This is a genomic window from Salinicola corii, from assembly GCF_008298015.1.
GTDB classification, from domain to species: domain Bacteria; phylum Pseudomonadota; class Gammaproteobacteria; order Pseudomonadales; family Halomonadaceae; genus Salinicola; species Salinicola corii.
Map to the genome: position 1 here is coordinate 64896 of NZ_VTPX01000001.1, position 24898 is coordinate 89793.

At 64.4% G+C, this 24898-nt stretch carries 20 protein-coding genes; 7 read left to right on the top strand and 13 right to left on the bottom strand.

The genetic code is table 11. The features are described 5' to 3' along the window. Nucleotides 1–106 precede the first annotated feature (106 nt). Nucleotides 107–1003, bottom strand: a complete 897-nt coding sequence (locus F0A16_RS00335) for a LysR substrate-binding domain-containing protein (RefSeq protein WP_149433425.1) — start codon at nt 1001–1003, stop codon at nt 107–109. Between the two features lie 144 nt (nt 1004–1147). Between F0A16_RS00335 and F0A16_RS00340 the strand changes: the two genes are divergently transcribed. The 3 genes from F0A16_RS00340 to lldD all read left to right on the top strand — a co-directional run bounded on the left by F0A16_RS00340 (nt 1148) and on the right by lldD (nt 4877). Further along, complete coding sequence (locus F0A16_RS00340; RefSeq protein ID WP_149433426.1) at nt 1148–1801, top strand: glutathione S-transferase family protein; 654 nt, start codon at nt 1148–1150, stop codon at nt 1799–1801. 28 nt (nt 1802–1829) lie between these two features. Next, nucleotides 1830–3512, top strand: coding sequence for a pyridoxamine 5'-phosphate oxidase family protein (locus F0A16_RS00345; RefSeq protein WP_223119674.1), 1683 nt, complete (start codon nt 1830–1832; stop codon nt 3510–3512). A gap of 168 nt (nt 3513–3680) precedes the next feature. Then, a complete protein-coding gene (gene lldD / locus F0A16_RS00350; RefSeq protein WP_149433427.1) occupies nt 3681–4877 on the top strand; it encodes an FMN-dependent L-lactate dehydrogenase LldD in 1197 nt (398 codons plus the stop codon). An 88-nt stretch (nt 4878–4965) separates the two neighbouring features. Here lldD and F0A16_RS00355 read toward each other — a convergent pair whose 3' ends face one another. From F0A16_RS00355 to F0A16_RS00365, 3 genes are all read right to left on the bottom strand, one after another. Continuing rightward, entirely contained in the window at nt 4966–6393 is a 1428-nt protein-coding gene (locus tag F0A16_RS00355; protein ID WP_149433428.1) for a PQQ-dependent sugar dehydrogenase, read from the bottom strand. Next, complete coding sequence (locus F0A16_RS00360) at nt 6390–6818, bottom strand: DUF2231 domain-containing protein (protein ID WP_149433429.1); 429 nt, start codon at nt 6816–6818, stop codon at nt 6390–6392. Before F0A16_RS00360 ends, F0A16_RS00355 begins: the two co-directional genes overlap by 4 nt. Before the next feature lie 279 nt (nt 6819–7097). Continuing rightward, nucleotides 7098–8105 (bottom strand): NAD(P)-dependent oxidoreductase, encoded by a 1008-nt coding sequence (locus tag F0A16_RS00365; RefSeq protein ID WP_149433430.1) that lies wholly within the window; start codon nt 8103–8105, stop codon nt 7098–7100. Nucleotides 8106–8199: 94 nt separating this feature from the next. Between F0A16_RS00365 and F0A16_RS00370 the strand changes: the two genes are divergently transcribed. From F0A16_RS00370 to F0A16_RS00380, 3 genes are all read left to right on the top strand, one after another. After that, nucleotides 8200–8853 carry a TetR/AcrR family transcriptional regulator gene (locus tag F0A16_RS00370; protein ID WP_239023654.1) on the top strand — a complete coding sequence of 218 codons (654 nt, stop codon included), beginning with the start codon at nt 8200–8202 and terminating at the stop codon, nt 8851–8853. Continuing rightward, nucleotides 8854–9240, top strand: coding sequence for an ester cyclase (locus F0A16_RS00375; protein ID WP_149433431.1), 387 nt, complete (start codon nt 8854–8856; stop codon nt 9238–9240). Nucleotides 9241–9374: 134 nt separating this feature from the next. Next, nucleotides 9375–11081 (top strand): mechanosensitive ion channel family protein, encoded by a 1707-nt coding sequence (locus tag F0A16_RS00380; RefSeq protein ID WP_149433432.1) that lies wholly within the window; start codon nt 9375–9377, stop codon nt 11079–11081. Nucleotides 11082–11127: 46 nt separating this feature from the next. Here the strand turns inward: F0A16_RS00380 and F0A16_RS00385 are convergent, their stop codons facing one another. Further along, on the bottom strand, nt 11128–11589 hold the full coding sequence (locus F0A16_RS00385) for a hypothetical protein (RefSeq protein WP_149433433.1): 462 nt from the start codon (nt 11587–11589) through the stop codon (nt 11128–11130). 341 nt (nt 11590–11930) lie between these two features. Beyond that, complete coding sequence (locus F0A16_RS00390) at nt 11931–15923, bottom strand: hypothetical protein (RefSeq protein ID WP_149433434.1); 3993 nt, start codon at nt 15921–15923, stop codon at nt 11931–11933. 416 nt (nt 15924–16339) lie between these two features. Between F0A16_RS00390 and tmpT the strand changes: the two genes are divergently transcribed. Then, nucleotides 16340–16999 (top strand): thiopurine S-methyltransferase, encoded by a 660-nt coding sequence (gene tmpT / locus F0A16_RS00395; protein ID WP_149433435.1) that lies wholly within the window; start codon nt 16340–16342, stop codon nt 16997–16999. Nucleotides 17000–17055: 56 nt separating this feature from the next. Here tmpT and F0A16_RS00400 read toward each other — a convergent pair whose 3' ends face one another. From F0A16_RS00400 to F0A16_RS00430, 7 genes are all read right to left on the bottom strand, one after another. Further along, complete coding sequence (locus F0A16_RS00400; protein WP_149433436.1) at nt 17056–17850, bottom strand: IclR family transcriptional regulator; 795 nt, start codon at nt 17848–17850, stop codon at nt 17056–17058. Between the two features lie 11 nt (nt 17851–17861). Further along, a complete protein-coding gene (locus F0A16_RS00405; RefSeq protein WP_149433437.1) occupies nt 17862–19151 on the bottom strand; it encodes an NAD(P)/FAD-dependent oxidoreductase in 1290 nt (429 codons plus the stop codon). A gap of 15 nt (nt 19152–19166) precedes the next feature. Then, nucleotides 19167–19895 carry an amino acid ABC transporter ATP-binding protein gene (locus tag F0A16_RS00410; protein WP_149433438.1) on the bottom strand — a complete coding sequence of 243 codons (729 nt, stop codon included), beginning with the start codon at nt 19893–19895 and terminating at the stop codon, nt 19167–19169. Next, complete coding sequence (locus tag F0A16_RS00415) at nt 19892–20557, bottom strand: amino acid ABC transporter permease (RefSeq protein ID WP_149433439.1); 666 nt, start codon at nt 20555–20557, stop codon at nt 19892–19894. The genes F0A16_RS00410 and F0A16_RS00415 overlap by 4 nt, the downstream gene beginning before the upstream one ends. Before the next feature lie 113 nt (nt 20558–20670). Then, nucleotides 20671–21474, bottom strand: a complete 804-nt coding sequence (locus F0A16_RS00420; protein WP_149433440.1) for an ABC transporter substrate-binding protein — start codon at nt 21472–21474, stop codon at nt 20671–20673. A gap of 510 nt (nt 21475–21984) precedes the next feature. Further along, nucleotides 21985–23475 (bottom strand): APC family permease, encoded by a 1491-nt coding sequence (locus tag F0A16_RS00425; protein WP_149433441.1) that lies wholly within the window; start codon nt 23473–23475, stop codon nt 21985–21987. 93 nt (nt 23476–23568) lie between these two features. Beyond that, entirely contained in the window at nt 23569–24897 is a 1329-nt protein-coding gene (locus F0A16_RS00430) for an aspartate aminotransferase family protein (RefSeq protein WP_149433442.1), read from the bottom strand. Between the last annotated feature and the right edge of the window lies 1 nt (nt 24898).

The window sequence follows — 24898 nt, forward strand, 5'->3', positions numbered from 1 at the left end:
CGAGGGAGAGTGCAGATGTCCGCAAACTTCAAGCTACGTCACGGAACGGCGGAGTGGTTGCGCAGCGTCTATCCAGTGTTTCGGGTCGCCCTGAGTCGGTATCACCTCAACGCAATACTGCTATCTGCCTCAGCCGCGGCGCGGCGAAGTCGATGAAGGCGCGAACCTTCGCTGCCGCGCGGCGCCCCTCCACATGCACGAGATGAACCGGCAGCGGGGCGGGCTCGTGCTCTTCCAGCACGGTCTGGAGCGTGCCGGACTCGAGGTCGGGCCCGACCTGATACGACAGCACGCGACACAGGCCCCAGCCCCGCCTGGCGGTGTCGATGGCCGCGGCCAGGCTGCTGACCGTGAGTCGAGGATGCACCCTGACGCCATGCGCTCCGTCCTGCCCGAGCCGCCACTCGTTGAGGGGAGGCGTGGACCCGCTGGCAACCACCCGATGAGAAAGGAGGTCGCTGGGTGCCTGCGGGCGCCCCCGCGTGGCGAAATAGTCCGGCGAGCCGCAGATGACGCGGCGAACCTGGCCGATCCGGACGGCGGAGAGCTCGGATGAGGGCAGGTGGCCGATGCGCAAGGCGATATCGAAGCCTTCCTCGACCAGGTTGACGATGCGGTCGACCATCAGCACGTCGGCGCGAACCCGGGGATACTCATCCAGAAACTCGGTCAGCAGTGGCGCGACGTGGATTCGCCCGAACTCCTGCGGACAGGTGATTCGCAGTTGCCCGACGGGCGTGTTGGCCGCGCCCGAGGCCATGTCGTCGGCGGCTTGCAGATGAGCGAGGATCTCGCGCACTTCTGCGAGATACGTCCGGCCGACATCGGTGAGCCTGACACGCCGGGTCGAGCGGGTAAAAAGTCGGGCGCCAAGAGTGGATTCCAACATGTTGATGGCACGCGTTGCAGACGGCGCACTGAGCCCGATGGCGCTTGCCCCTTTGGCAAAGCTCTCCGCTTCGGCGACGGCAACGAAAACGTTCAGAGCCTGAAGGCGATCCATGATGTCCTGCTTGGCTCGAGAGGAATGATAATTTCAGAATACAAAACAGTTCCTTTCAGAATAACCCTATTCTTCCGTTGTTCGTGAGGTTCTAGAGTAACGGCTTCGATAAACCCGATCATCATCGCGATGAAGGAGCCTGTCATGTCGAACGCCGAGCTTGAAACCAACGCCCTCAACGACCAGTCCGTGAAGCTGTATCGCAACCCCAAGTCGGGCCACTGCCACCGTGTCGAACTGATGCTGGCCCTGCTCGAGGTACCCTACGACATTGTCGATCTCGACATGGCCAATGGCGCCCACCGCGAGCCCGGCTATCTGAAGATCAGCCCTCTGGGGCAGGTGCCGGCGATCGAGGACAACGGCATCACGCTTTCGGATTCCAACGCCATCATCACCTATCTGGTCGAGCGCTACGGTGATCCTGCCCTCTGGATCGGTACCGAGCCGCTCGAAAAGGCGCAGGTGCAGCGCTGGCTCTCGATTGCGGCGGGCGAGATCGCCGCCGGTCCCTGCGCCGCGCGCCTCGTCACCGTGTTCGATGCGCCGCTCGATCATGAGGCGGCGAAGGCCAAGGCGCACGCGCTGCTCAAGATGATGAATGCCCATCTCGAGGATCGCGACTGGCTGGCGGCCGACAGGCCGACGCTGGCCGACATCGCCGGCTACAGCTATATCGCCCACGCGCCGGAAGGCGGTGTCGGTCTCGCCGACTATCCGCACGTCCGGGCCTGGCTGGCGCGTATCGAGGCGCTGCCCCGCTTTATCGGCATGGCGCGCTCGCCGGCGCTGGCCTGACTCGAGGACGTTCGAACGGAGGTCGGTCATGACACGCGAAACGATGCCTTCCCAAGAGACGACTTTCCAGGAGACGCTGTTCCACGAAGGCGAGCTCGCGGCGCAGCGGCGCGCCGGCGTGGAAAGCCTGGCCAGCTCGGCCGGCAGTTTCATCCGCGGCTACATGCCCGAGCAGCATCGGGCGTTTTTTGCCCAGTTGCCCTTCGTCGTCATGGCCGCCGGCGATGCGCAGGGGCGCCCCTGGGTCACGCTGCTTGAGGGCGACGAGGGTTTCATCGAGTCGCCCGACGCCCGAACGCTGGCCGTGGCGGCAGCACCCGGCGCCCAGGATCCGCTGGCCTCGGCGATCGCTGCCGGCGTCGACGTGGGCCTGCTCGGCATCGAGCTGGCGACACGTCGGCGCAATCGGCTCAACGGGGTCGTTCGTGCCGCCGGTGACGGCCTGAGTCTCGAGGTACGCCAGAGCTTCGGCAACTGTCCGCAATATATCCACGAGCGCGAGTGGCGACGCGTCGAAGCCACTGCCGCCCCGGACGCCATCGTTTCGGAGCGACTCGACAGCGGGCAGCGTGCGCGAATCGCTGCGGCGGATACCTTCTTTATCGGCTCCGGCTTCGACCTTAACCACGCCTCGGGATCGGAGCCCCGCACGAGCCGGGGTTACGATGCCTCTCACCGCGGCGGCGAGCCCGGCTTCGTGCAGGTGGCCGGGGACGGAACGCTGCGAATCCCGGACTATGCCGGCAACAACTTCTTCAACACCATCGGCAACCTGATCCAGGACCCCCGTGTGGGATTGCTGTTCGTCGATTTCGAAACCGGCGGCATGCTGCAGATCACTGGCCGGGCCCGCATCGACTGGGCGCCGCAGGAGAGCCAGGACCCGAACGCCAAGCGCTGGATCGAAGTGAGCGTCGAGCAGGTGGTCGACCGCCCGGCCGCGCTGGCCCTGCGGTGGCGGCGGGAGGACGAAGCTCCGCTGCGGCTGACGGTCGTCGACAAGGTGATCGAAAGCGATCGAATCGCCTCCTTCTATCTGGCCGATGCCGATGCCGGCGCGCTGCCGCCATTCCAGGCCGGCCAGCATCTGGCGGTCGAGCTGAAGATACCGCATCAGCCGGGGCGGGTGGGTCGCAGTTACTCGCTCTCGGGGCCGCCATCCGCCGGGACGTACCGAATCAGCGTCAAGCGCGAGGATCAGGGTACGGCGTCGCGTTTTCTGCACGACGGGATCGATATCGGCGACCGGATCGCGGCACGCCCGCCGTCAGGCGAATTCGTCTTGCCCTCCCGGCAAGGGCCTTTGGTACTGGTCAGCGCCGGCGTGGGTATCACGCCGATGGTCGCGATGCTGCACGCGATCGTGGCGGAAGCGGAGAGCGAGCAACGTCCGGTCTGGTTCGTCCACGCCACGCGCCACGGCGGGACACACGCCTTTCGGGCCGAGGTTGGGGCGTTGATGTCCCAATCACGCAACGTGAGGCGACATATCCTCTACAGCGCGCCGCGTCCGAACGATACGGCAGGTGTCGATTACGACATCGAAGGGCGAATCACCGCAGACTACCTGCTCGAACTCGGCGCGGGGCCAGAGGCGAGCTATCTGCTCTGCGGTCCGGCCCGGTTTCTCGCCGAGATCAGCGCTGGCCTGGAAGATCGTGGTGTCGATGCGGATCGGATCGACTTCGAGACGTTCGGCCCGGCGGGGTGAAACGACAGAAGCTTCCAGGGATATGGCCTCCGACTAAAGTCCTAATTTCCGACCCGCTTTTCCCCGGAGAGACTTGATACGCTAGCGTCTCGTTGCGGCTACGTCTCCCAGTGCCGTCCGCGGCGAGCTTCTCTTTCACCGCTCTCGAGTCGAGCTTAAGGCGAATCCATGATCATCTCAGGCCCTTCCGATTATCGGCGCGCCGCCAAGCGGCGTGTTCCGCGCTTTCTGTTCGATTACCTCGATGGCGGTGCGGTGACCGAAAGCACGATGCGGGGCAATGTCGAGGCACTACAGGCCATCCCCCTGCGCCAGCGCGTGCTGCAGGGCGGCGGCACTCCCCAACTCGAGACCGACGTGCTCGGCAGCCGCTGGCAGATGCCGGTGGCGCTGGCACCGGTCGGGGCCACGGGCATGTACGCGCGTCGCGGCGAGGTGCAGGCGGCCAGGGCAGCCGAAAAGGCCGGCGTCCCCTATACGCTCTCCACGGTGTCGGTCTGTTCGATCGAGGAGGTCGCGAAGGGGGCCGGCGGGGAGCAGTGGTCCCAGCTTTACGTGTTGAAGGATCGCGGCTTCATGCGGAACACGCTGGAGCGCGCGTGGGCGGCGGGCATGAAGACGCTGGTATTCACCGTCGACATGCCGCTGCCGGGCTCGCGTTACCGCGATCGTCACTCCGGCATGTCCGGTCCTCACGCCAAGTTGCGTCAATACGCGCAGGCCGTGACGCATCCGTGGTGGGCGTTCGATGTCGCACTCAAGGGCAAGCCGCTGTCGTTCGGCAATATCGAGGCCTATACCGGTCGCCAGATGAACATGGACGACTACATGGGCTTTCTGGCCAAGAATTTCGATCCTTCCATCAGTTGGAGCGAACTGGAGTGGATTCGGGATAGCTGGAAGGGCAACTTGATCATCAAGGGACTGCTGGACAAGGAGGATGCGCGGGACGCGGTACGCATGGGCGCCGATGGGATCATCGTCTCCAACCATGGCGGGCGCCAGCTTGACGGCGCGATCCCGACGGCGCAGGCGTTGCCGCATATCGTCGACGCCGTGGGCGACGCGCTCACCGTCCTGGCGGATTCCGGCGTTCGCTCCGGGCTGGATGTGGTCAGGATGCTGGCGTTGGGTGCCAAGGGTGTTCTGCTCGGACGTGCCTACGCCTACGCCCTGGCCGCGGACGGCGAGCGAGGCGTGACGCATCTGCTGGAACTGATCGCCGCGGACATGCGCGTCACCATGACGCTGATCGGCGCCAGGTCGCCGGCCGAACTCAGCGCCGATCATCTGGAGACCGTCGCGAAAGCACTGGAGAGCGAGCAGCGGCCGGCGGTGGCGTCGCCGGAAGCCGCCAGGTTTTGAATTCGAGGCAACGCGCTCGACACAAAAAATGCCCCGATGGTTGTCGCCATCGGGGCATCTTCATGCTGCGGAGCTGGCTTGCTCGGGCTCAGGGCGAGGTACTGGTGTCCTCCCCGGCGGCCGGATCGTCGCTGGCGGTGTCGGATTCCTCGTCCGCCATCGTGGAGTCGTCCTCGGACATGACAGCGCCATCCTCGTCATTGGCGGGCTGACCCGCATCATCCCGTGTAACCCGCCAGACGGCGTTGGTCAGGTCATCGGCGATGATCACCGAGCCATCCGGCGCGACGGTCACGCCGACCGGACGCCCGCGCGTTCTGCCGTCATCGGTGAGGAAGCCGGAAACGAAGTCGACCGGGTCGCCGGCCGGTTCTCCGTTCTGGAACGGCACGAACACCACCTTGTAGCCGACCGGGTCGGCACGATTCCAACTGCCGTGCTCGCCGACGAAGGCTCCGTCTGTGAATTCCCCGCCGACGGCGTCGTTCGAGAAGGCGACCCCGAGCGGGGCGCGGTGCGAGCCGAGGCTGTAATCGGGGGCGATCGCCGATGCCACTTTTTCCGGGTTCTCCGGCTTCACCCGTGGATCGACGTGCTGGCCCCAGTAGCTGTACGGCCAGCCATAGAAGCCGCCGTCCTGGATGGAGGTCAGGTAGTCCGGCACCAGATGCGGTCCCAACTCGTCGCGCTCGTTGGCGACGGCCCACAGCCTGCCGGTCTCCGGCTGGATCGTCAGGTCGGTCGGGTTGCGCACGCCGGTGGCGTAGGCGCGGTGCGCGCCGGTCTCCGGATCGATCTCCCAGATCTCGGCGCGATCGACTTCCGCTTCCATGCCGCGCTCGGTGATGTTGCTGTTGGAACCGATACCGACATAGAGATGCTGCCCGTCCTGACTCGCGGTCAGCGACTTGGTCCAGTGGTGGTTGATTTCCGCCGGCAGCGGCGTCACGAGCTCGGGTTCGCCGCTGGCTTCGGTCTGGCCCTCCTGGTAATCGAACCGTACCAACGCATCCTGGTTGGCCACGTAGAGATCATTGCCGACCAGGGCGAGGCCGTAGGGCGCATTGAGGCCCTCGGCAAAAACCGTCTGCTCCTCGTAAGCGCCGTCGCCATCGCTATCACGCAGTAGCGTCAACCGGTCGCCGCCCTTGACCGAGGTGGTGCCTTTCGATTGGATCAGGCCGGCGATGAAATCCTTCGGCCGGGACTTTGGCGCATTGCCGCCACCTTTCCCTTCGGCGACCAGGATATCGCCGTTGGGTAGCACCAGCGTCTGACGGGGGACCTCGAGATCGGTGGCGATGGCGTCGATGCGGTAGCCGTCCGGTACCGTGGGCAGCTTGTCGTCCCAGGGCGCCTGCTCGGGAACCCCCATGTTGGGCAGTAGGCCGCGCTGTGGATCGGGCAGTTCCGGATTGGCACCATACTGCGGGTCCGGGTCGGCAGCGTGTGCGCCACCGGCCAGCAGCAGGATCGACAGCGGTGCGGCGTAGCGAAGTTGGCTGGCGTGTTTCATGAGTGGCCTCCGCTCTTGCGGCTGGTGAATCCAATCCAGATGGCGACGAACGCGAGCACTGCGACGACGATCGACAGGGTCAGGCCCGTCGGCATCGTCGCCCAGGCATCCCGGGCGTGAACCAGCGCATTGACGAAGCCGAGTCCCCAGGTCGCCAGCAACAGCACGAAATACAGCACGGACAGGCCGCGGCTACCGGCCGGGCGGAAAATTCCGATCAGTGCGCAGATCAGCGCAAGGCCGCAGAACACCAGGCCGCCGGCGATCAGCCAGGAGGCGAAGTGGCTCCACTGGACATTGTAACTCGTGGAGTAGGCGTAATCGCTCAAGGCGGCGCCCAGAAACAGCGGGAAGGCGCCGGCAAGCAGCATCCCGTGAAGCGGATTGGGCCCGGTCCGGACCGGTCGTTCGGCAGTGGCAAGCATGGCAAGCTCCTTTTGCAGGTGAGGCCAGGACGTCGTGCGTCAGCCAGGTCTTCATCGGCGGGACCGCCACCTCGCCGGTAACACGGCCCTGGCGCGGAGGCTTCGTCCCCGTGGCTGGAGTCTAGTCGACATGAAGGCGCTTCACCCAAACCACGAGGCGATTCGGGTTTCGTTCATGGGCAGGGCCTGTCGTATCGCTTCGTGTCGCCATCCCTCGCCGTGCGTGGTCGGCGCGAGCCGGATCGGCACGCGCTCCGATCTCGAGCCGACCCCACCTCTTCACGCCGGCTCGAGCGTCACGATCTTGCCGCCTGCCTGATGGAATCGATCGAAATAGTGCCGTGAATCCAGTACCTGATACGGGAAGTAGAGTCCGGGCGGGGTGGAGGGCCCACCGTCGAGTCCCAGGAGTCTTTCGAGCAACAGCGCCACGCCAAGCCCCGTCAACGGCATCTGGCCCTCGGGGTGAATCACCGCGTGGCGCGTGTGTAGCGTCTGGCCTGCATGATCCGCTCCAGCGAGTTCCACCAGAATCTCGGTGGACATCGGCTCGCCGCGACGGCGGCTGGAACTGACGCCGATGGCGAGGTTGAACTCGACGTTCGCCGCGGCCGTAGCGGTTGCCAGGGCGACGACATCGTGGGGCGAGAGCGCGGAGGCTTCCATCTCGACGCCATCGGCTGCGCGAAAGGTGGTCTTGAGGTCATCCCCGGTTCGCCAGATCCAGGCGCCGTTTCGACGGACCTGGACGGCGGGAATGGCCTGCGTCTGGCGCTCGAGATCGTCGAAGGAAGCCGGCCCTCCAGCGTCCTGCTCATCCAGCACCGCGCCGAGGCGAATCGTGTCGATACGGCTGAACGACTTGGCGAACGCCAGCGTGGGGATCGTGGTGGCACCCACCAGCCACTCCGTGCCCAGCACCACCGGGGCGGCATCCGGCTCGTGCATATACGCCGCGATTTCCGGGCCGATCTCATACAGGGCGGGGGAGATGCTGATATAGGGAACCTTGCGAGCCAGGGCAAAGGTGAGCGCGGCGGTACTCGTGTCCGTGAAATAGATCGCCACCGCGCTGATCGGCCGCTTGCCAAGGCCCAGGTCGGCTGCGGCGAGGTCGACCGTCACCGCTTCGGCATGGCCGATCTCCCGGGCCGTACGCTGCGCCTTGTCGAGATCGCGGCCGCCGATCAGTAGCGGTACGTCGGGATAAGCGTGGCGCACATGTTTCGCCGTCTGGCGACCGACGATGCCGGCACCGCCAATGAGTAGAATGGGATCGGGTGTCATTGAGACGTCTCCTGGGAATGTGATAAAACCTACCAATGGTAGGTTTTGATAACGTTAAGCTACTTTTAGTAGGTTATCAACGAGGAGCGATCGATTGGCACGCGAGAAAGAGAAGGGAAACCCCCGGGAAGAGACGGGAAAGCCGGTGTCTCGCCGGCTTTCCCGTGCCCAGCGGCGGCAGCAACTGCTGGATACGGCGTTGGCGATCATTCGTGATGAGGGTGCCGATCGGTTGACGCTGGGACACCTGGCGGCTCGGGCCGGGATCTCGAAACCGGTCGCCTACGACCATTTCGGGACGCGTTCGAAGCTACTCATCGAACTCTACAAGTCGATCGACCAGGCTCAGGCAGCGGCGCTCCAGGCCGCACTGACCAGTGGCGAGCGCAGTATCGAGGAGACCATCGAGGTTCTCGCCTCGGCCTACATTCACTGTTATGCCGACACCAGTGGAGAGTGGCACGCGATCGGCGCGGCGCTGGCGGGAAGCGAGGAGAAAGATGCGGTCTACCAGGAGCTGCTCGATGGTTATGTTCAGCTATTCGCTGCCGTGCTGAAACCGTACGTGGATCTGCAGCAGGCCGAGTTGGAGCGGCGCTGCATCGGCCTGATCGGTGCCGGTGAAGCCTTGTCAGCCGCGATGGCACGTGGCAATTGCGGTGAGGCCGAAGCCGCGGATACTTTCGCAACGCTGATTCTGGGTGGGTTGCGCACCCCCTTTTCATGCCAATCCGGCGGGGAGACGTGAATGGATCTCAAGCCGCGCTATGAAGCCTACATCACGTGTCTGAACGCCCGCGATCTCGAGGGTCTCGACGAGTTCGTCAGCGATGCCGTCATCCACAACGGTTCGACGATCGGCATCAGCGGGTATCGCGAAATGCTGGCCGGCAACTATCGCGACATACCCGACCTGCACTTTGTCGTCGAACGGCTGGTATCCGACGCTTCGATCGTTGGCAGCAGGCTGCGTTTCGACTGTCATCCGCAAGCCGAATTCCTGGGGCTGCGGGTCGACGGACGGCGGGTCGTGTTTCACGAGAACGTCTTCTATCGATTCGCCGAGGGGAAGATCCAGGAGGTGTGGTCGGTCATCGACAAGGCCGCGATAGAAAGGCAGTTATTCGGCTTGTAGCGCGCCTCTGCCAGCACCAGAGCCGCGGTGGAATCTCTTGGCGATCCCGCACGCGGGATTGACTCACGTGATGGACGCGGATCATGGAAGGCGGGATGATCCGGCCAACGACTCAGGAAAGCGGTGGCTCAGGGATGAAACGCATGGGCGCATGGTGGCGGCGGTGGTTGTTGGCGGCATCGATGTTGCTGGTCTCCAGCCTGTGCCTGGCACAGACGCAGGAGGAGGGCGGCGAGCGGGAGTGGTACCCCATCGATTCGCTGAACAGTGGCCTGGGCAAGGCCCCGGGTTCCGTCAATCTCAGAACGCCCCGGGAGTCGATGCGCACCTTCCGGGACCTGACCGACCGGGGCGATTTCGAGGCGGCGGCCCATATCCTCAATCTGGCCGATCTATCCCCGGCGGAACAGCGTGAGCGAGGCGCCGAGCTGGCACGACAGCTCGCCGCCATATTCCAGCGTGGCAAGTCGATCCGTATTTCCAATCTCTCCGGGCGTCAGGATGCCGCCATCGAGGATCCCACGGGCGAGAGTCCCCATGCCGGGGAGCCACGTCGCGACATCGAGCTGGCCTCGCTCGAGGCCGATGGCGACACCTACGACATCCGGCTGGGTCGCTATCAACGGGATGACGAGGAACCGGTCTGGCTGATCATGCCGGAGAGCGTGGCGGCGATCCCCGCGCTCTATCGGGAGTACGGCCCTACGGCGTTCGAGCGACACATTCCCGAAAGCCTCAAGGGCTCCTTCGGGTTGCTCAGGATCTGGGAGTGGATCGCGATCCCGCTGGTACTGCTGGCGGTCGCCCTGGTCGGCAAAGGGGTCTACCGGTTGATCGAGGTGATGACGCGCTGGTTGCCCTCCGGGGCGCCGAGCATCTTCGCCAAGCAGATTCGTGGCCCGGTGGCGCTCATCGTGATGTCGTTGCTGACCCAGGCGCTGCTCGATTACGTCGTCTCCTTCTCGGCGGTCGCGACGACCACCCTGCGCGTGGTGCTGATCGCCATCCTGGCCTGGGGGACCGGGGCCGTCGGGCTGCGGCTCGTCGACACCATGATGCTGAAGATGACGCGTCGCCTCGCGGGGCAGATCGACGATTCCAAACCCCAGGACGACCGCAAGCTGCTGACGACGCTCTACGCGGTGCGGCGCATCATCATCCTCGTTCTGGTGACGGCGGTGTCGATCTATGTGCTGGGGCAGGTTCAGCTCTTCGAAACCCTGGGACTGTCGATTCTGGCTTCTGCCAGCGTGCTGGCGGTGCTGGTGGGCGTGGCGGGGCAGGCCGTACTCGGCAACATCCTGTCGTCGTTTCAGCTGTCGCTGGCCAAGCCGATACGGGTCGGTGACCTGGTGATGTTCGAAGGCCAGTGGGCCTATGTCGAGGGGATCTTCTATACGCATATCCGGCTGCGACTCTGGAACGAGCGGCGCCTGATCGTGCCGGTCACCTACTTCGCGTCCAAGGCTTTCGAAAACCTCTCATCCAAGAGCACGAAGGAGTACCGCAGCCTTGCACTGACGCTGCACCTCAGCGCCGATATCCCGATCCTGCGCGAGAAGTTCCTCGAGTTCGCCAAGGCGGAGGAGAACGTCATCGAGCACCACAAGCTGCTGTGCTGCGTGACCGACCAGATCGGCCCGGCGCAGACCGTGACCTGCTATCTGATGACGATCGACCCGCTATCGGGGTGGGCCGCCGAGGTGAGCGTCCGGGAGAAACTGCTGGCGTTCATCCGTGACGAGCATCCCGAGTGGTGGCCCAGGGATGTGGTCGTGATCAGCCATCGCGATATCGCCCGCGGACACGCCTCGGGCGATGAGGGGAACGATGCCCAATAGCGGAGGCTCGTCGCCTCGGCGTCCGGCCTCCTGCCAGGTTCCGCCGTTACCGGCACGCCTCCTCGCCATCGGTCCATAGCCAGTAGCCAGCGCCGAACAGTACGCCGACGATCAGGCCGGGCCCTGTGGCGGCACCCGCCAGCACGGCCAGGTTCCAGCCACCTGCGCCCATGGCCGCTGTCTCCACGCCATAGTGAGCGCAATCCTCGTTCACGCCAGCGTACTCGTGCAGTGAGTACTTGATGCCTTGTTTGAAGCCGATGACTGCCAGCGCCGACAGGTACGGATCGCCGATAGGTGACAACAGCGGGTTTGCTTCCTCGTAGCCGTGATCCAGGGCGTAGGCAGTGGTGGCGGCATCCAATGCCGAGCCGAGGCCCGGGCCTCGGGTGTTCGCGCAGCCGGTAAGTGCCACGGCGGCCAGCGCGGTGGCCGTGAACAGGATCGAGCGGGTGAGTATCGAGCGTTTGATGGTGAAAATCCTCTGATATCGGCCGCTGAGCGGCATGACGGTATGGGGAATGCCGTCTCCATGGTCGATACGAGGAAGCGCTCACGCTCATCGAATAGATCTGGACGGCCGGATATCCAGTCATTGCTGGATCCGGCCCTCTCTATCGGCGTGGCAAAAATGAACTTTAATTAAGAAATTGCGTTTTGGTCTATATGTTTATAGGTGTCTGGCGAGGCTGACATTTTTTGGACTATTTTTGTGCCGCAAGGTCAGGCGCCGCAAGCTCAGGAGAGAGGAGGCGATCACGGCCGGAGCAGAGAGGGGCAGTTGCGGTCGAGGCCGATGTTTCCCATCCGCCGGTCGATTTCGGCGAATGGGAAACGGGTAGGCAAGACTCAATCGACGTTCAGAAACGCCTTCAGGTCATCCAGATCGTTGTAGTCGTCGCTGCCGCCCTGTAGTTCATCGATCCTGGCCGCGAGCCGCTTGTCCAGGACGCCATCCGGGTGGGTGATATCGTGAAGTTCGGTCAGGTAGTCCACGAAATCGTCGAACTCATCCTCGATCTTGCTATTGGCGTTGGGCGTCAGGACGTACCACTCTCCCGAGCGTTTGAAATAGATCTCGCCGTCCGGTCTCAGTCTGATGGAGGCAATGTCGACGGTATCGATGTCCTTCTTGAATTCACTGAAATGGCCCGGACTTCCCTTGTCACCGAATATCTTGACCGTTCCCGGGTTCTCGTCCCAGGCCGCAGGGGCGTCGGCGTCGAGATACTGCCTGATGGCGTCGGTATCGTTGTATCTATCGGTCTTGCCGAAGACATCGTTCATTTCATCGACGCGATCCTGGTCCAGTTCTCCATCGGGACTGGCGATGTCGTGAAGGTCCGTCAGATAACGGATGATTTTTTCCCGTGTGCTTCGATCGGAGTCATCTCCTTCCGAGGTATTGATGATCTGTTTTACACCGTCCTTGACGAAGATGACGCGCCCATCATCCTTCAGTTCGATCGAGCCGATGTCGACACGGTCGATGTCTTCCTTGAAGTCGCCATAGGTTCCTGGAATGCCGCCGTCACCGAAGACCGGTAGTCCGCTGGGATCGGTGCCGAGATCGAGTTCGTCGCGCAGGTCGTCGAGGTCGTTATAGTCGTCCGAACCTCCTACCAACTCGTCTATCTCGTCCGCCAGTTCCTGATCCAGCTCGCCATCCGGATGGACCATGGTGTAGAGATTCTTCAGGTAATCGAAGATATCGTTGGCGTCACTTTTCGACAAGCTTCCGCGGTTCTCGGTATCGATTTGCCAACGAACGCCATCCTTGATGAAGCTGATCTTGCTGCTGTCGGTCGAATCGAGTTCGATGGAGTCGATCTCGACGCGATCGATATCCTCCTGGAAATCCTCGAACGTACCCGCCTTGTGTTCGCCATCCTTGCCCAGAAGAAATGGCTGAGAATCGTCGAGTGCCCGTTTCAGGTCGTCGATGTCATTGTAGCGGTCTGACTCGTCGTGAAGCCGAGTGATTCGATCGATGACTTTCTGATCTCGCTTCCCGTCGGGGTGAGTGATTTCATGAAGATCGGTGAGGTATTCGATGATCTCCTTGCGGTCGCTCTCGTCGGCTTTTTCGCCGATCAGCGGATCGATGACCTGCTTGACCCCATCCTTGACGAAGATGACGCGACCATCGTCGGCCAGCTCGATCGAGCCCACGTCGACGCGATCGACGTCTGTCTTGAAGTCACCGGCCGTACCGGGGTCTCCGTCGTCGCCGAAGCGAGGCAGGCCCGAAGGATCCGGTGTGCCCTCGCCGATACCAGCGTCATGATCGTCGTCCCAGTCATCGAACCAGTCGTCGGAAATATTGCCGTGCTCTTCGACGTATTCGGTGAAATCCTCGTACTGCTCCGGCCTGGCTTCCCACATGGGCTTGTCTTCGGGATAGAGGTCGTCGTAACGACTGGAGCCGTGGTAGTAGTTGTATTCGTAGCGGGCGTGGAGCACGTAGTTGAGCTTGTCGCCCCAGTCATCCTCGGTGACGCCGAGCCCGCCCCAGGTACGGAAGTCGTCCCGCACTTCCTCTTTTTTCTGATCCTGCTTCTGCTTGGCGATGACGCCGGTGACGATGGCGGCGATGGCGCCGAAGCCGACGCCGGCGATCCCCAGCGCGCCCGAGGCCACGCCCAGCGCCGAGGCGGTGGCCGGCCCCGCGATCATGCTGGCCAGTTGGGTGCCTGCCATGCCGGCGATGCCCACGCCACCGAGTAACTGCATCGAGGCGGCGGCGTACTCGCTGGGCAGGGCATCGGGGTTGTCGCGCAACCGGTCGATCGACATGGCGCCCAGGGCGATATCCAGGATACCGCCGGCGCCGTCGGCGATGCCGCCGACCGTCCCCATCACCGAACCCACGATCCTGAGCTTGCTGGGGGTATCCATCTCGCTCGGATCGAGCCCCATGTTACTGAGCCGGTCACCCGCCATGCCCATCACGCTGGCGCGGCTGTCGGCATCCAGATCATCGAGATTGTCGGCCAGGCTCTGGCCATTGTTGCTGCCCGCGCTGGAGATACGCTCGTTGGGATCGTTTAGCGCCTCTTCCAGGCCGACGTCGGCATCGTCGGGGAGGGGAACGAAGCGGGCGCCATCACCTTCACCGCTGGCGATCTCGTCGAAGAAGCGCTCGACGTCGTCGGCCCAGCCCGGTGCGAGGTCCGGCGTATCCAGTTGCGGCGGGGTTGCGGAGATCGCCTGGCGCTGGCTCTCGAGGGATTCCAGTTCGACGACGTCGGCTTCCGGTACCGAGACACTCTCCGTCGAGTTTGGGAAATGTTTGACGAACGCTTCCCGAATTTGATCGTTGTTCTCGAGACCCAGCCGTGTCGCCATGCCGGGCTTGTTGAGAGTGTCCTGGAACAGCTCATACGTCTTGGCGCCGGCCAGCGCCATGGCGGGGGAGGTGGCCACGGTGATCAGCAGCAGCCGCGCCGCCGCCAGGCGATCCTCCGTGGTCTCCCCCATGTTCTTGTTCAGGGTGTAGATCGCGGCGGTGGCGGTAAGGATGCCACCCATGCCGGGCAGCACGCCGTTCTTCATGCTGGCCTGAAGCAGCGCGGCGGCTCCGTTTCTCACCCCGGTGGGCAGGTCGGCGTTGTTCTGGCCGATGACCTGGGAGATCCGCGACGAGACATCCTTGATGTCGAACTTGCCATTCTCCTTGAACGACCCGAGAACGGCGTTGGAGGCGATCTTGACCGCCGCCTTGTAGCTGTCCAGCCCGCGCTTGACGTCGTCGGGCAGGTCGCCCTCGCCGTTCTTGAGGTAGTTCTGGACGGTCCGGTCGGAAAAGGTAATGCCGAAGATGGAGGAAAACGTGCCCTGCAACCCCATCTGTACCTGATCGTTGACCGCCGTCTCGAGGGCTTCGTCGGAATAGCTGCCCTCTTCGATCACGCCACTGATCTCGTCGATCAGGCCCTTGTCGAGTATCTGGCTGCGTACTTCGCTGGCCTTGTCGCTATCCAGATAGTCCAGCGTCTTGATGTCGTTGGCGAAGCGGGTCTTGGCGGCGTCGTCGCCCATGCCCTCGAGCATCTCCAGATACTCGGAACTCATCATGGTTTCGTGGACGCGATTGGTCAGGCCGGACTTGTCCTTGATCTTGTCGACCGCGCCCTGCATCAGGTCGTCGACGCCGGAGACGACGCTCTCGTTCTGGGACACCTCGGCGAGCTTGCTGGCGATCTCCTCCTCGTCGAGCAGACCGTAGGTGCTCGCCTGATCCATGATCACGGAGTTCGGCAGGGTCGGCTCGGTATCGCCCGGCCACGGGAACGCATCCTTCTGGGTCTGGTAGGGCAGGATGCCGTAGCCGTTGACCAGCGCGGACTTGGCCTGAAGCAACTCGTAGTACTGTCGGCGAGGGTCGTCGAGATCCAGATCGCCCCATTCTTCCTTCATGGTGTCGTTGAACAGCTCGCCGACCGTCTTGCCGTCCTCGGTCGTCTCGGCGTTCATGACGTCGGTCGCTTCCGAGTCCTCGACCTTGACCTCAATGTTGTTATCGGTCTGGCTGATCTCGGTGCCCGCCAGCTTGTTCTCCAGCACCGAGTACTTGAAGGGCGATAGATGCTCGGACACCGCGTAAGTCTTGCCCTCGTATTCGAAGGTGATCGTGGTGGCGTCTTCGCGTTTGGGTTTCAGGTTGCTGACGGGCGGTAGTCCGTCGTTCTCTTCCACCACTCGCCAGTTCTTCTCGTCGGCGTTGGCTCTGAACGACTCGACACTCGAGTTTTCTTTATCGGACGTTTCGCCGTCGTTCGATTTGCGGGACAGCGACTCTTCGACACTGCGAGGCGTGACGACAACTCCGGAAACGGACATGGCGTGGCTCCTGGTTGTTTACCCCGCCGACTCTCTGGTGGTCGGCTTTTTCGGGCTCGGCAGGGGAAGCGGCGAGCGCGAAGACACGCTCACGCGGCTTTCGTTATATTACTGACCCCTAGAGGGTAAAATCAGAAGTCACTCGATAGATCTCTCTTTGGGTTAAGTTGAATGCGTGTCGCGTGTTTTTATAATGTTTATTGTTTCATTCGTGTTTAAATAAGAGATATCCTTCAACTTAAGTCGATGTCTTGGGCGATATCGATAGGGACTTCAAATTTTGATGTTGGTAGATTGACGAATATTCGGATTTTGCCCGATTATCACGAACGAGTTTCCATAAAAACTTAAGTCGTGCTGTCAACGGAGATCCATATGGGTAAGCTCCCTGTTGGCCCGACATGAAGAGCATCAGCATGGAACACGACTTCTGGCAGACGCGATGGAAAAACGATCAACTCGGTTTCCATCTCTCCTTCGTCCACCCCATTCTCAAGCGCAACGTTTCGCGTTTTGGCCTCGCCGGCGATGCGAGGATCTTCCTGCCGCTGTGCGGCAAGACGCTGGATATCGGCTGGCTGCTGGAGTCGGGGTATCGGGTCGTCGGTGCGGAGCTGAGCGAGATTGCGGTGGGTCAGCTTTTCGAAGCACTGAAACTCGTCCCGGACATCTCGTCCTGGGAGGGCGGCCAGTACTGGCAGTCCGGTAGATTGGCAATCTTCCAGGGTGACATCTTCCGCCTGAAATCTGACGATCTGGGGCCGGTCGACTTGGTCTACGACCGCGCCGCGTTGGTGGCCTTGCCGTCGTCGATGCGTGGTGCCTATGCCGCTCAGATCCTGGCGTTGTCCCACGCGGCGCCGCAATTGCTGATCACCTTCGAGTACGATCCCGCCGAGAAGGCGGGGCCGCCGTTTCCGGTGCTGCCTGAGGAGGTGGCCGGCCATTACGCTGGTAGCCATGCCATCGCCGAACTGTCGCGCAAGGACGTGCTCGAGTCGTCGCTCAACTTCAAGGAGGCTGGCGTCACCCGATTTGTCGAAGTGGCGTGGCAGCTGATGCCGAGGCATCGATAACGCGGAATGGCTTCAGGGATACCGAAACGGGTAGACGACTCGTCCGCGGGTGGGACCTAGCGCCGGGTGCGCGCCGCCTGCGTGATGGCCCGGGCACACTCCAGCAGCGGCGGCCCGAGGGTATCGATGGCGTTCTCCAGCTGCCAGCGGCTGGCAGGGGCGGTGACATGTACCGCCGCCACCGGCTGCCCCGAGGCGTTGATCACGGGCGCGGCGATATTGATGTCGCCCCGGAAATACTCGGCATTGTTCCAGGCCAGACCGCGCTGGCGGCATTGCTGCACGATCTCCACCAGGTCCTCGATCTCGGTGACGGTGTTGGCGGTATGGGCGATACGTTCGCTGCGTTCGAGATGATCGTGCAGGGCGGCGTCGTCGAGTGCCGAGAGGTAGGCGCGCCCGGAGGCGGTGCAGAACATCGGCACGCGGCTGCCGATCGGCATGTGGATCGGGATATAGTGGCGGCTGGTGAAGCGCGCCACGTAGACCATGTCGAGCCCGCAGGGCTCGGTCAGCGAGACCGTCTCCAGGCAGCGATTGCTGAGATCCGATAGATACGGGTTGGCGCAGTCGATCAGCAGGTTGGCCTCGAGATACTGTGCCCCCACGCGGAGCACCCCGATGCCGATCCGGTACTTGCGGCTCTGCGCCACGCGCACCAGATAGCCGAGCTGCTCCAGGGTATGGGTGATGCGCTGCACCGAGCCCATGCTCATCTCGGTGAGTCTGGCGATCTCCGACAGGCTGAGCTCGCTGTGATGCGCATCGAACAGCCCCAGTACCACGAACGCCTTCTCGATCGACTGGTTGAACAGCGCCGAGCGGGCACCGGCGCTTGCTGAGTCGGCCATCGGGTCTCCTGTCATCGCTCCAGCCAATCCTGGGTCCGATAGTACTGGATCACCGCCGCGACGTAGAGCCGCTGCAGGCGGTGCAGCGGGATCGGCGCGATGGGGGTGAGCGGCAGCGGCAGGGCGTCGGCGAGTGCCGGGGTACCGAGATGGTGACCGATCAGGCTGCCCAGATGCGTGCCCATCCCCACGCCACGGCCGTTGTAACCCAGCGCCACGTGCAAGCCGGGGGCGGGTTCGTGCACGTGCGGCATGGCATCCTGGGTCAGCGCCACCCGTCCGCCCCAGGCATAGTCGATCTCGACCCCCTTCAGCGCCGGATAGAGCTTGGTCATGCCGCTGATCAGATGGCGGAAATCGCCGGGATCGCGGGGGGCGTGGAAAGGCCCACGCCCGCCGAACAGCAGCCGGCCGGCGGCGTCGCGGCGGAAATAGAACAGCAGCTTGCGCGCATCCGAGGCGACCTCTCCCCGGGGCAGAATGGTCGCGCCTTCCTCAGCGCTCAGCGGCCGGGTCGCGATCTGAAAACTGTTGGCGGCGATCACGCTGCGCGCCAGGCCGGGCTGCAGGGTGTCGGTATAGCCGTTGGTGCACAGCAGCACGCGCTCGGCCGTCACTTCCCCGCGGGCGGTGGACGCCCGCCAGCCCCCGGCATGGCGGGCCAGCCCGGTCACCGCCGAACCCTCGTGGAGCTGCGCACCCGCGGCGCTCGCCGCCCGGGCCAGGCCGCGCACGAAGGCCAATGGGTCGAGGCTGCCCGCACGGGGATCGCGCCAGCCGGCCAGATAGGCCGTGGTGCCGAGGCGTTCGGCGCAGGCCTCCCGCGCCAGCCACTCGACTTCGACCCCACGCGCGGCCCACTGTGCGGCGCGGCTCTCGATCCGCTGGATACCGGCGCGGGTGGCCGCCGGCTGCAGCCAGCCGTGGCGCTGGGCGTTGCAGTCGATGGCGTGGCGCTGGATGAGCTCGAAGACCACGTCGGCATTGCGGCCGCTGGTGTCGATCAGGCGCTCGCCGCGCTCCTGGCCATAGCGTTCGATCAACTGATCGGGGTCGTACTTGAGCCCCGGGATGACCTGGCCGCCGTTGCGCCCCGAGGCGCCCCAGCCGATCGTGTCGGCCTCCAGTAGACGCGTCGAGATGCCGCGTTCGGCCAGCGCCAGCGCCGCGGCGACCCCGGTGAAGCCGCCGCCGACGATCAGCACGTCGCTGCGACATGTACCTTCGAGTGCTGGTAGCGGCGCCGTCGGCGGCTGGCTGTCGGCCCAGAGCGAGCGCAGCATCGGCTGTGAAGTGGGCATCGACGCCTCTCCTGTTCAGTGGTCGAGCACGCGGCGCAGGAAATCCTGCGTACGCGCATTCTGTGGCGCGCTGAGTACACGTGATGCCGTCCCCTCCTCGACGATCTGGCCGCCGTAGAGGAAGCAGACCCGGTCGGCCACCTCCTTGGCGAAACTCATCTCGTGGGTGACCACGACCATGGTCATGCCCTCCGCCGCCAGATCGCGCATCACCGTCAGCACGTCGCCCACCAGCTCCGGATCGAGCGCGGAGGTGGGTTCGTCGAACAGGATCGCCTCCGGACGCATGGCCAACGCCCGGGCGATCGCCACCCGCTGCTGCTGGCCGCCGGAGAGCTGGGTCGGATAGGCCGCCTGCTTCTCGGCCAGGCCGACTTTCTCGAGCAGCGCCTGGGCGTGCTGGCGCGCCTCGGCCCGCGACTCGCCCTTGACGAAGACAGGGCCCTCCATCACGTTCTCGAGCACCGTGCGGTGGGGAAAGAGATTGAAGCGCTGGAACACCATGCCGACCCGGGTGCGCAGCGCGTGGATATCGCTGCGCCGGACATCCACCGTCTGGCCATGGATGGTGATCGTGCCGCTGTCGTAACTCTCCAGACCGTTGATGCAGCGCAGCACGGTGGACTTGCCCGAGCCCGACGGGCCGATGAGACAGACCACTTCGCCGGCGGCGACCTCGAGACTGACGCCCTTGAGCACCTGGGTCGCGCCGAAGGCCTTGTGGATACGGTCGATGGCGATCATTGGTCGGCTCCCTGTCGCGACCTGGCGAAGAAACGCTCCAGGCGGTTGACGCCGAAGATCAGCGGCAGGCTGAGCGCCAGGTACATCAGCGCCACCATGGTGTAGACGGTGGTGTTCTGGAACGTCGAGGCGGCGATCAACTGCCCGGCCCGGGTCATCTCCGCCACGGTGATGGTCGAGGCGAGGGAAGAGTCCTTGAGGATCATCACCGCGGTATTGCCATAGGGGGGCAGGGCGATGCGTATCGCCTGGGGCAGGACCACACGACGCATGATCAGGGCGCTCTTCATGCCGATGGACTTGGCCGCCTCGATCTGGCCCGAATCGACCGCCTCGATGCCGGCTCGGAAGTTCTCCGCCTGATAGGCGCTATAGGCGATCCCCAGGCCGATGATGCTGGCCTGGAAGGCGCTCAGGTCGATACCCAGTTCGGGAATGACGAAGTAGATGTAAAAAAGCTGCACGATGATCGGCAGGCCACGGATCACGTTGATGAAGGTGCCGGCCAGTGCCGAGACCGGCGTCAACGGCGAGCGTTTCATCAGCGCCAGCAGCAGCCCCAGCACGGTGCTGAGCAGCAGGGCGCCCAGGGTGATCTGCACCGTGACGACGGCGCCCTTGAGCAGGATCGGGAAAAACGCGGCGATATCGGCGTACGCCATAGGGTCCTCCTGGACCGAGGCCGGGCGCGCCGGACAGCGAGGTCCGACGTGCGGCGGTCAGCGGGGAAGCGTGGGAGAGCGGCTGAGTGTCGCTGGCGACACGCGGGTACGGATTACAGCCCCCACTTGGTGAAGATGGCGTCGAGCTTGCCGCTGGCCTTGAGCCGTGCCAGCGAGGCGTTGACGCGCTCGAGCAGGGCGGTGTTGTCCTTGGCCACGGCCAGCGCGACGTCGCCCACCATCTGCTGCTGGTAGTCGGGAGCCAGCTCGAGATCGGCGAAGCGGCCCTGCTTGAGCTGGTAAGCCATCACCGGCGCATCGCCGATGCCCGCCACGATGCGGCCCAGGGAGACGTCGCGCATCATGTCGGCAAGGGTGTCGTAGTTGCGAATCTCGGGAAACAGCCCGGTCGCCTGCAGCTGGCGCACATAGGTCGTACCGACCTGGGCGCCGACCACCTGGCCCTTGAGATCGTCGAGGGTATGAATGTCGCCCTGATGATCACGCTTGACGATCACGCCCTCACCATAGGGATAGACATCGTCGCTGAAGGCGACGACCTTGGCGCGCTCGGGCGTGCGGAGCATGGCCGCCGAGATGATGTCGATCTTGCCCGAGGTGAGCGACGGGATCAGCGCATTGAACGGCGACTCCTTGATCTCGACCTGGGCCCCCATGTCCTGACCCACGGCCTCGATCAGATCGACCATGGCGCCGGTGATCTTGCCGCTGGAGACATCCAGAAAGGTGAAGGGGATACCGCTCGGGGTGCCGCCGGCGATCAGCGTTTCCTGTGCCTGGACGGCGCTGACGCCCGCCGTGGCCAGGCCCAGCGCAGCGGCGGCCAGAATGCAGTGGTGGCGTAGGCGAGATAGCCAACGCAAGGGTGTGCGAGGAGTGGGTGAGTAATCGATCATGAGGCTACCTGTCTTGTGGGGTTGTTATGTCGACTCAGCGATTCACCTGCCTGTTCGAGCCTATCCAAGCTCTGAGTTATCGGCAAGTGTTAATAGTTATCGCATATCGATAAATCTATGTGGAGGCCAAGGTCACGTTACCGCCATGTCAGGCTGTGTATCGCTAAGCGCCGGTTCTGACTCGACAAATCCTTTCCTGGGGTGGCGTGACTCGCTGGGACGACGCGGCGTGGGGCGACCGAGGCTTTCTCCGATGCCACCAACGTCTAGTCACTCGATCCCGGCCTCGACTGGGTTAAGCTGGCGACAGGCGTCGGCGGTAAGGTGTCTTGGCGCGACTGACTCAGGAGAAGGTATCCGGTGCCTGGCAGCTGCTGCCGTGTCAGTTGCCGTTGAATTGACCGCCGTCGGGAGCTCGCTACCGGTGGCCGCCCAGGAGAGGCGTACCGCCTGACGCGAGCCCAGCCACTATCGCCAGCGCGAGGCGCCCGCGCCGCTCCTTGTCTTGTCTCAATAAGCCCCGGCGCGGGGCGGCGAGAGCGGCGCCTCGCCGGCCACCGAGCGGGCACGGCCGAACAGCGCTCCCGCCAGCAGGGCGAGCAGCGGGATCAGCGCCAGCAGGGCGCTGATCCCGACGCTGCCGCCGGTCACCAGGGTGAAGTTGGAGAGCACTAGGGCCAGGCTGGCGAGCAGCAGCACGGCGGCGAGACTCGGCGCGATCCGCGTCTGCCAGTGGCGCCGCCCGGCGAGTTCCGGATGGCGCCGGAAGAACGCCAGCGAGGCCAGGGTGGTCAGTAGCATCAGGGCGATCATGCCCACGGTGGCGATGCCCGCCATATAGCCGAACACCTGAGTTAGCGGGTCCAGCCCCAGCGCCAGACACAGCAGCATCAGCGCCAGCGCGGTGAGTGTCTGAACCAGCGAGGCGTGGGAGGGCGCGCGATGGCGCGGATGGATGCGTGCCAGCCGCCGCGGCAGCGTGCCCTGACGCGCCAGGGTGAACTGATAGCGGGCGAGCACATTGTGGAAGCTCAGCACGCAGGCGAAGAGGCTGGTGAGCAGCAGCACCTGCATCAGATCGCGCATCACGCCGCCGGTATAGCGCTCGGCGGTGTCGAGCAGCAGGTTGGCGTCGCCATCCAGGGTCTTCTGGGCGATGCCGGCGACTTCGCCGGCGCCGTTGGCGACCACCAGGGCCCACACCGAGAGGGTGTAGAACACGCCGATGATCAGCACCGCGAGATAGGTCGCCCGGGGGATGGTGCGCGCCGGCTGGCGGGCTTCGTCGCGAAATACCGCGGTGGCCTCGAAGCCGATGAAACCGGTGAGCGCGAACAGCACCGCCACGCCGAGGCCGCTGGTGAGCGCGGCACTCGGCGTGAAGGAGGAGAACTCGATGCCGTGGGCGCCGCCGTCGGCGAAGATGGTCAGATTCATGATCACCACCACGGCGATCTCCAGCACGAGCGCCACCCCTAGCACCTTGGCACTGAGTTCGATATGGCGATAGCCGAGGTAGGCAACGATGGCGACGGTGAGCAGCGAGTAGATCCACCAAGGGATGGCCGGGCCGCCGCTGTGGCGGACGAAGTCGCCGACCGCCCAGCCCATGTAGCCGTAGACGCCCGCCTGGATGGCGGTGTAGGCGACCAGCGCCATGAACGCGGTGCCCAGGCCCAGGCGCCGGCCCAGCCCGAGGGTGACGTAGGAGAAGAAGGCGCCGGCCTCCTTGACGTGGGGCGTCATCGCCACGAAACCGACCGAGAAGATCAGCATCACCAGCGAGGCGATGAGAAAGCCCACCGGGGCGCCGGCTCCGTTGCCGGAGGCCAGGGCGATGGGGGCGTTGCCGCCGAGCACGTAGCCGGTCAAGAACATCTCCGGGGTGATCAACAGCGCCGCGCCTTCCGCCGCGGCGCGACGGGCGCTCTCGTCCAGCCGCGCGAGGTTGGTGGCGATATCGGCTGGCGCGCTCAGCGCCTGCCAGGCGGCGATCTGCATGTCGAACTCCTTCAACGTGACGCGAATGGCGACGGACGCGTCGGTGTCTACGTCACGTCCGCCGGGTCTGGCCGGTGGTTGCCTAGCGTCCTCTCAGACCAGTGTACCCAGCGCCTCGTCGATGATCGCCAGCCCCTGCTCGGCCTCGCCGGCGGTGACGATGCACGGCGGCACCACATGGATGCGGTTGGCGACCACGAACGGCAGCAGGCCTCGTTCCAGCATCGTCTGCTTGAGCTTGCCGACCTTGGCCGCGGCCAGCGGCGCGCGGCTATCCCGATCCTCGACCAGCTCGATGGCGTGGAACACTCCAAGGCCGCGCACCTCGCCGACGTGGGCATGGCGCTGGGCCAGGCGGGCGAGGCCGGGGCTGAGCACCGTCTCGCCGATATGTCGGGCGTTGTCGACGATACCCTCTTCCTGCATCGTCTCCAGGGTGGCGCAGATCGCCGCCATGGCCAGCGGATGGCCGGAGTAGGTCAGGCCACCGTAGAACATCTCGTCGTCGAAGTGGTGGGCGATGCACTGGTTGACGATCACGCCACCGGCGGGCACATAGCCCGAGTTGACCCCCTTGGCGAAGGTGATCAGGTCCGGCACCACGTCGAAGTGATCCAGCGCCAGCCAGGCGCCGGTGCGGCCGAAGCCGGCCATCACCTCGTCGAAGATCAGCACCAGGCCGAACTCGTCGGCCAGCGCGCGCACCCCGGCCAGATAGCCCGGAGGCGGCACCAGCACGCCGGCGGTACCCGGGATGGTCTCGAGCAGCAGCCCGGCGATGCTCGCCGGCCCCTCGCACTCGATCACCCGGCGCAGGTGGTGCAGCGCGCGCTGGCACTCCTCCTCTTCGTTATCGGCCCAGAACTCGCTGCGGTAGAGAAACGGATTGAAGAACCGGACGTGCCCGCGGGAGAACTCGTTGGGGACACGTCGGAAATCGCCGGTGGCGGCGATCGCCGAGCCGGTACCGCCATGGTAGGAACGGTAGGCGGAGAGGATCTTCTCTCGTCCGGTCACGGCGCGCGCCATGCGGATGGCGTTCTCGTTGGCGTCCGCGCCGGCGTTGGTGAAGAACACCTTGGCGAAGCCGGCCGGGGCGCGTTCGAGGATCTTCTCGGCGGCGCGCCCGCGCATCCAGTTGGCGTGGGCGGGGGCGATGGTGGTCAGCTCGTCGGCCTGGGCCTTGATCGCCGCGATCACCCGCGGGTGCTGGTGGCCGATATTGGTGTTGACCAGCTGGCTGGAGAAGTCGAGGTACTCGCGGCCGTCGTAGTCCCACAGCCGGCAGCCTTCGCCGCTCTTGATCACCAGCGGATCGAGCGCGCCCTGGGCCGACCAGGAGTGGAAGACGTGGGCTCGGTCCAGCGCCCTGACGTGGGCGTTGTCCACGTTTTCGGTGTACGAGCTTTCACGGGTTGTCATG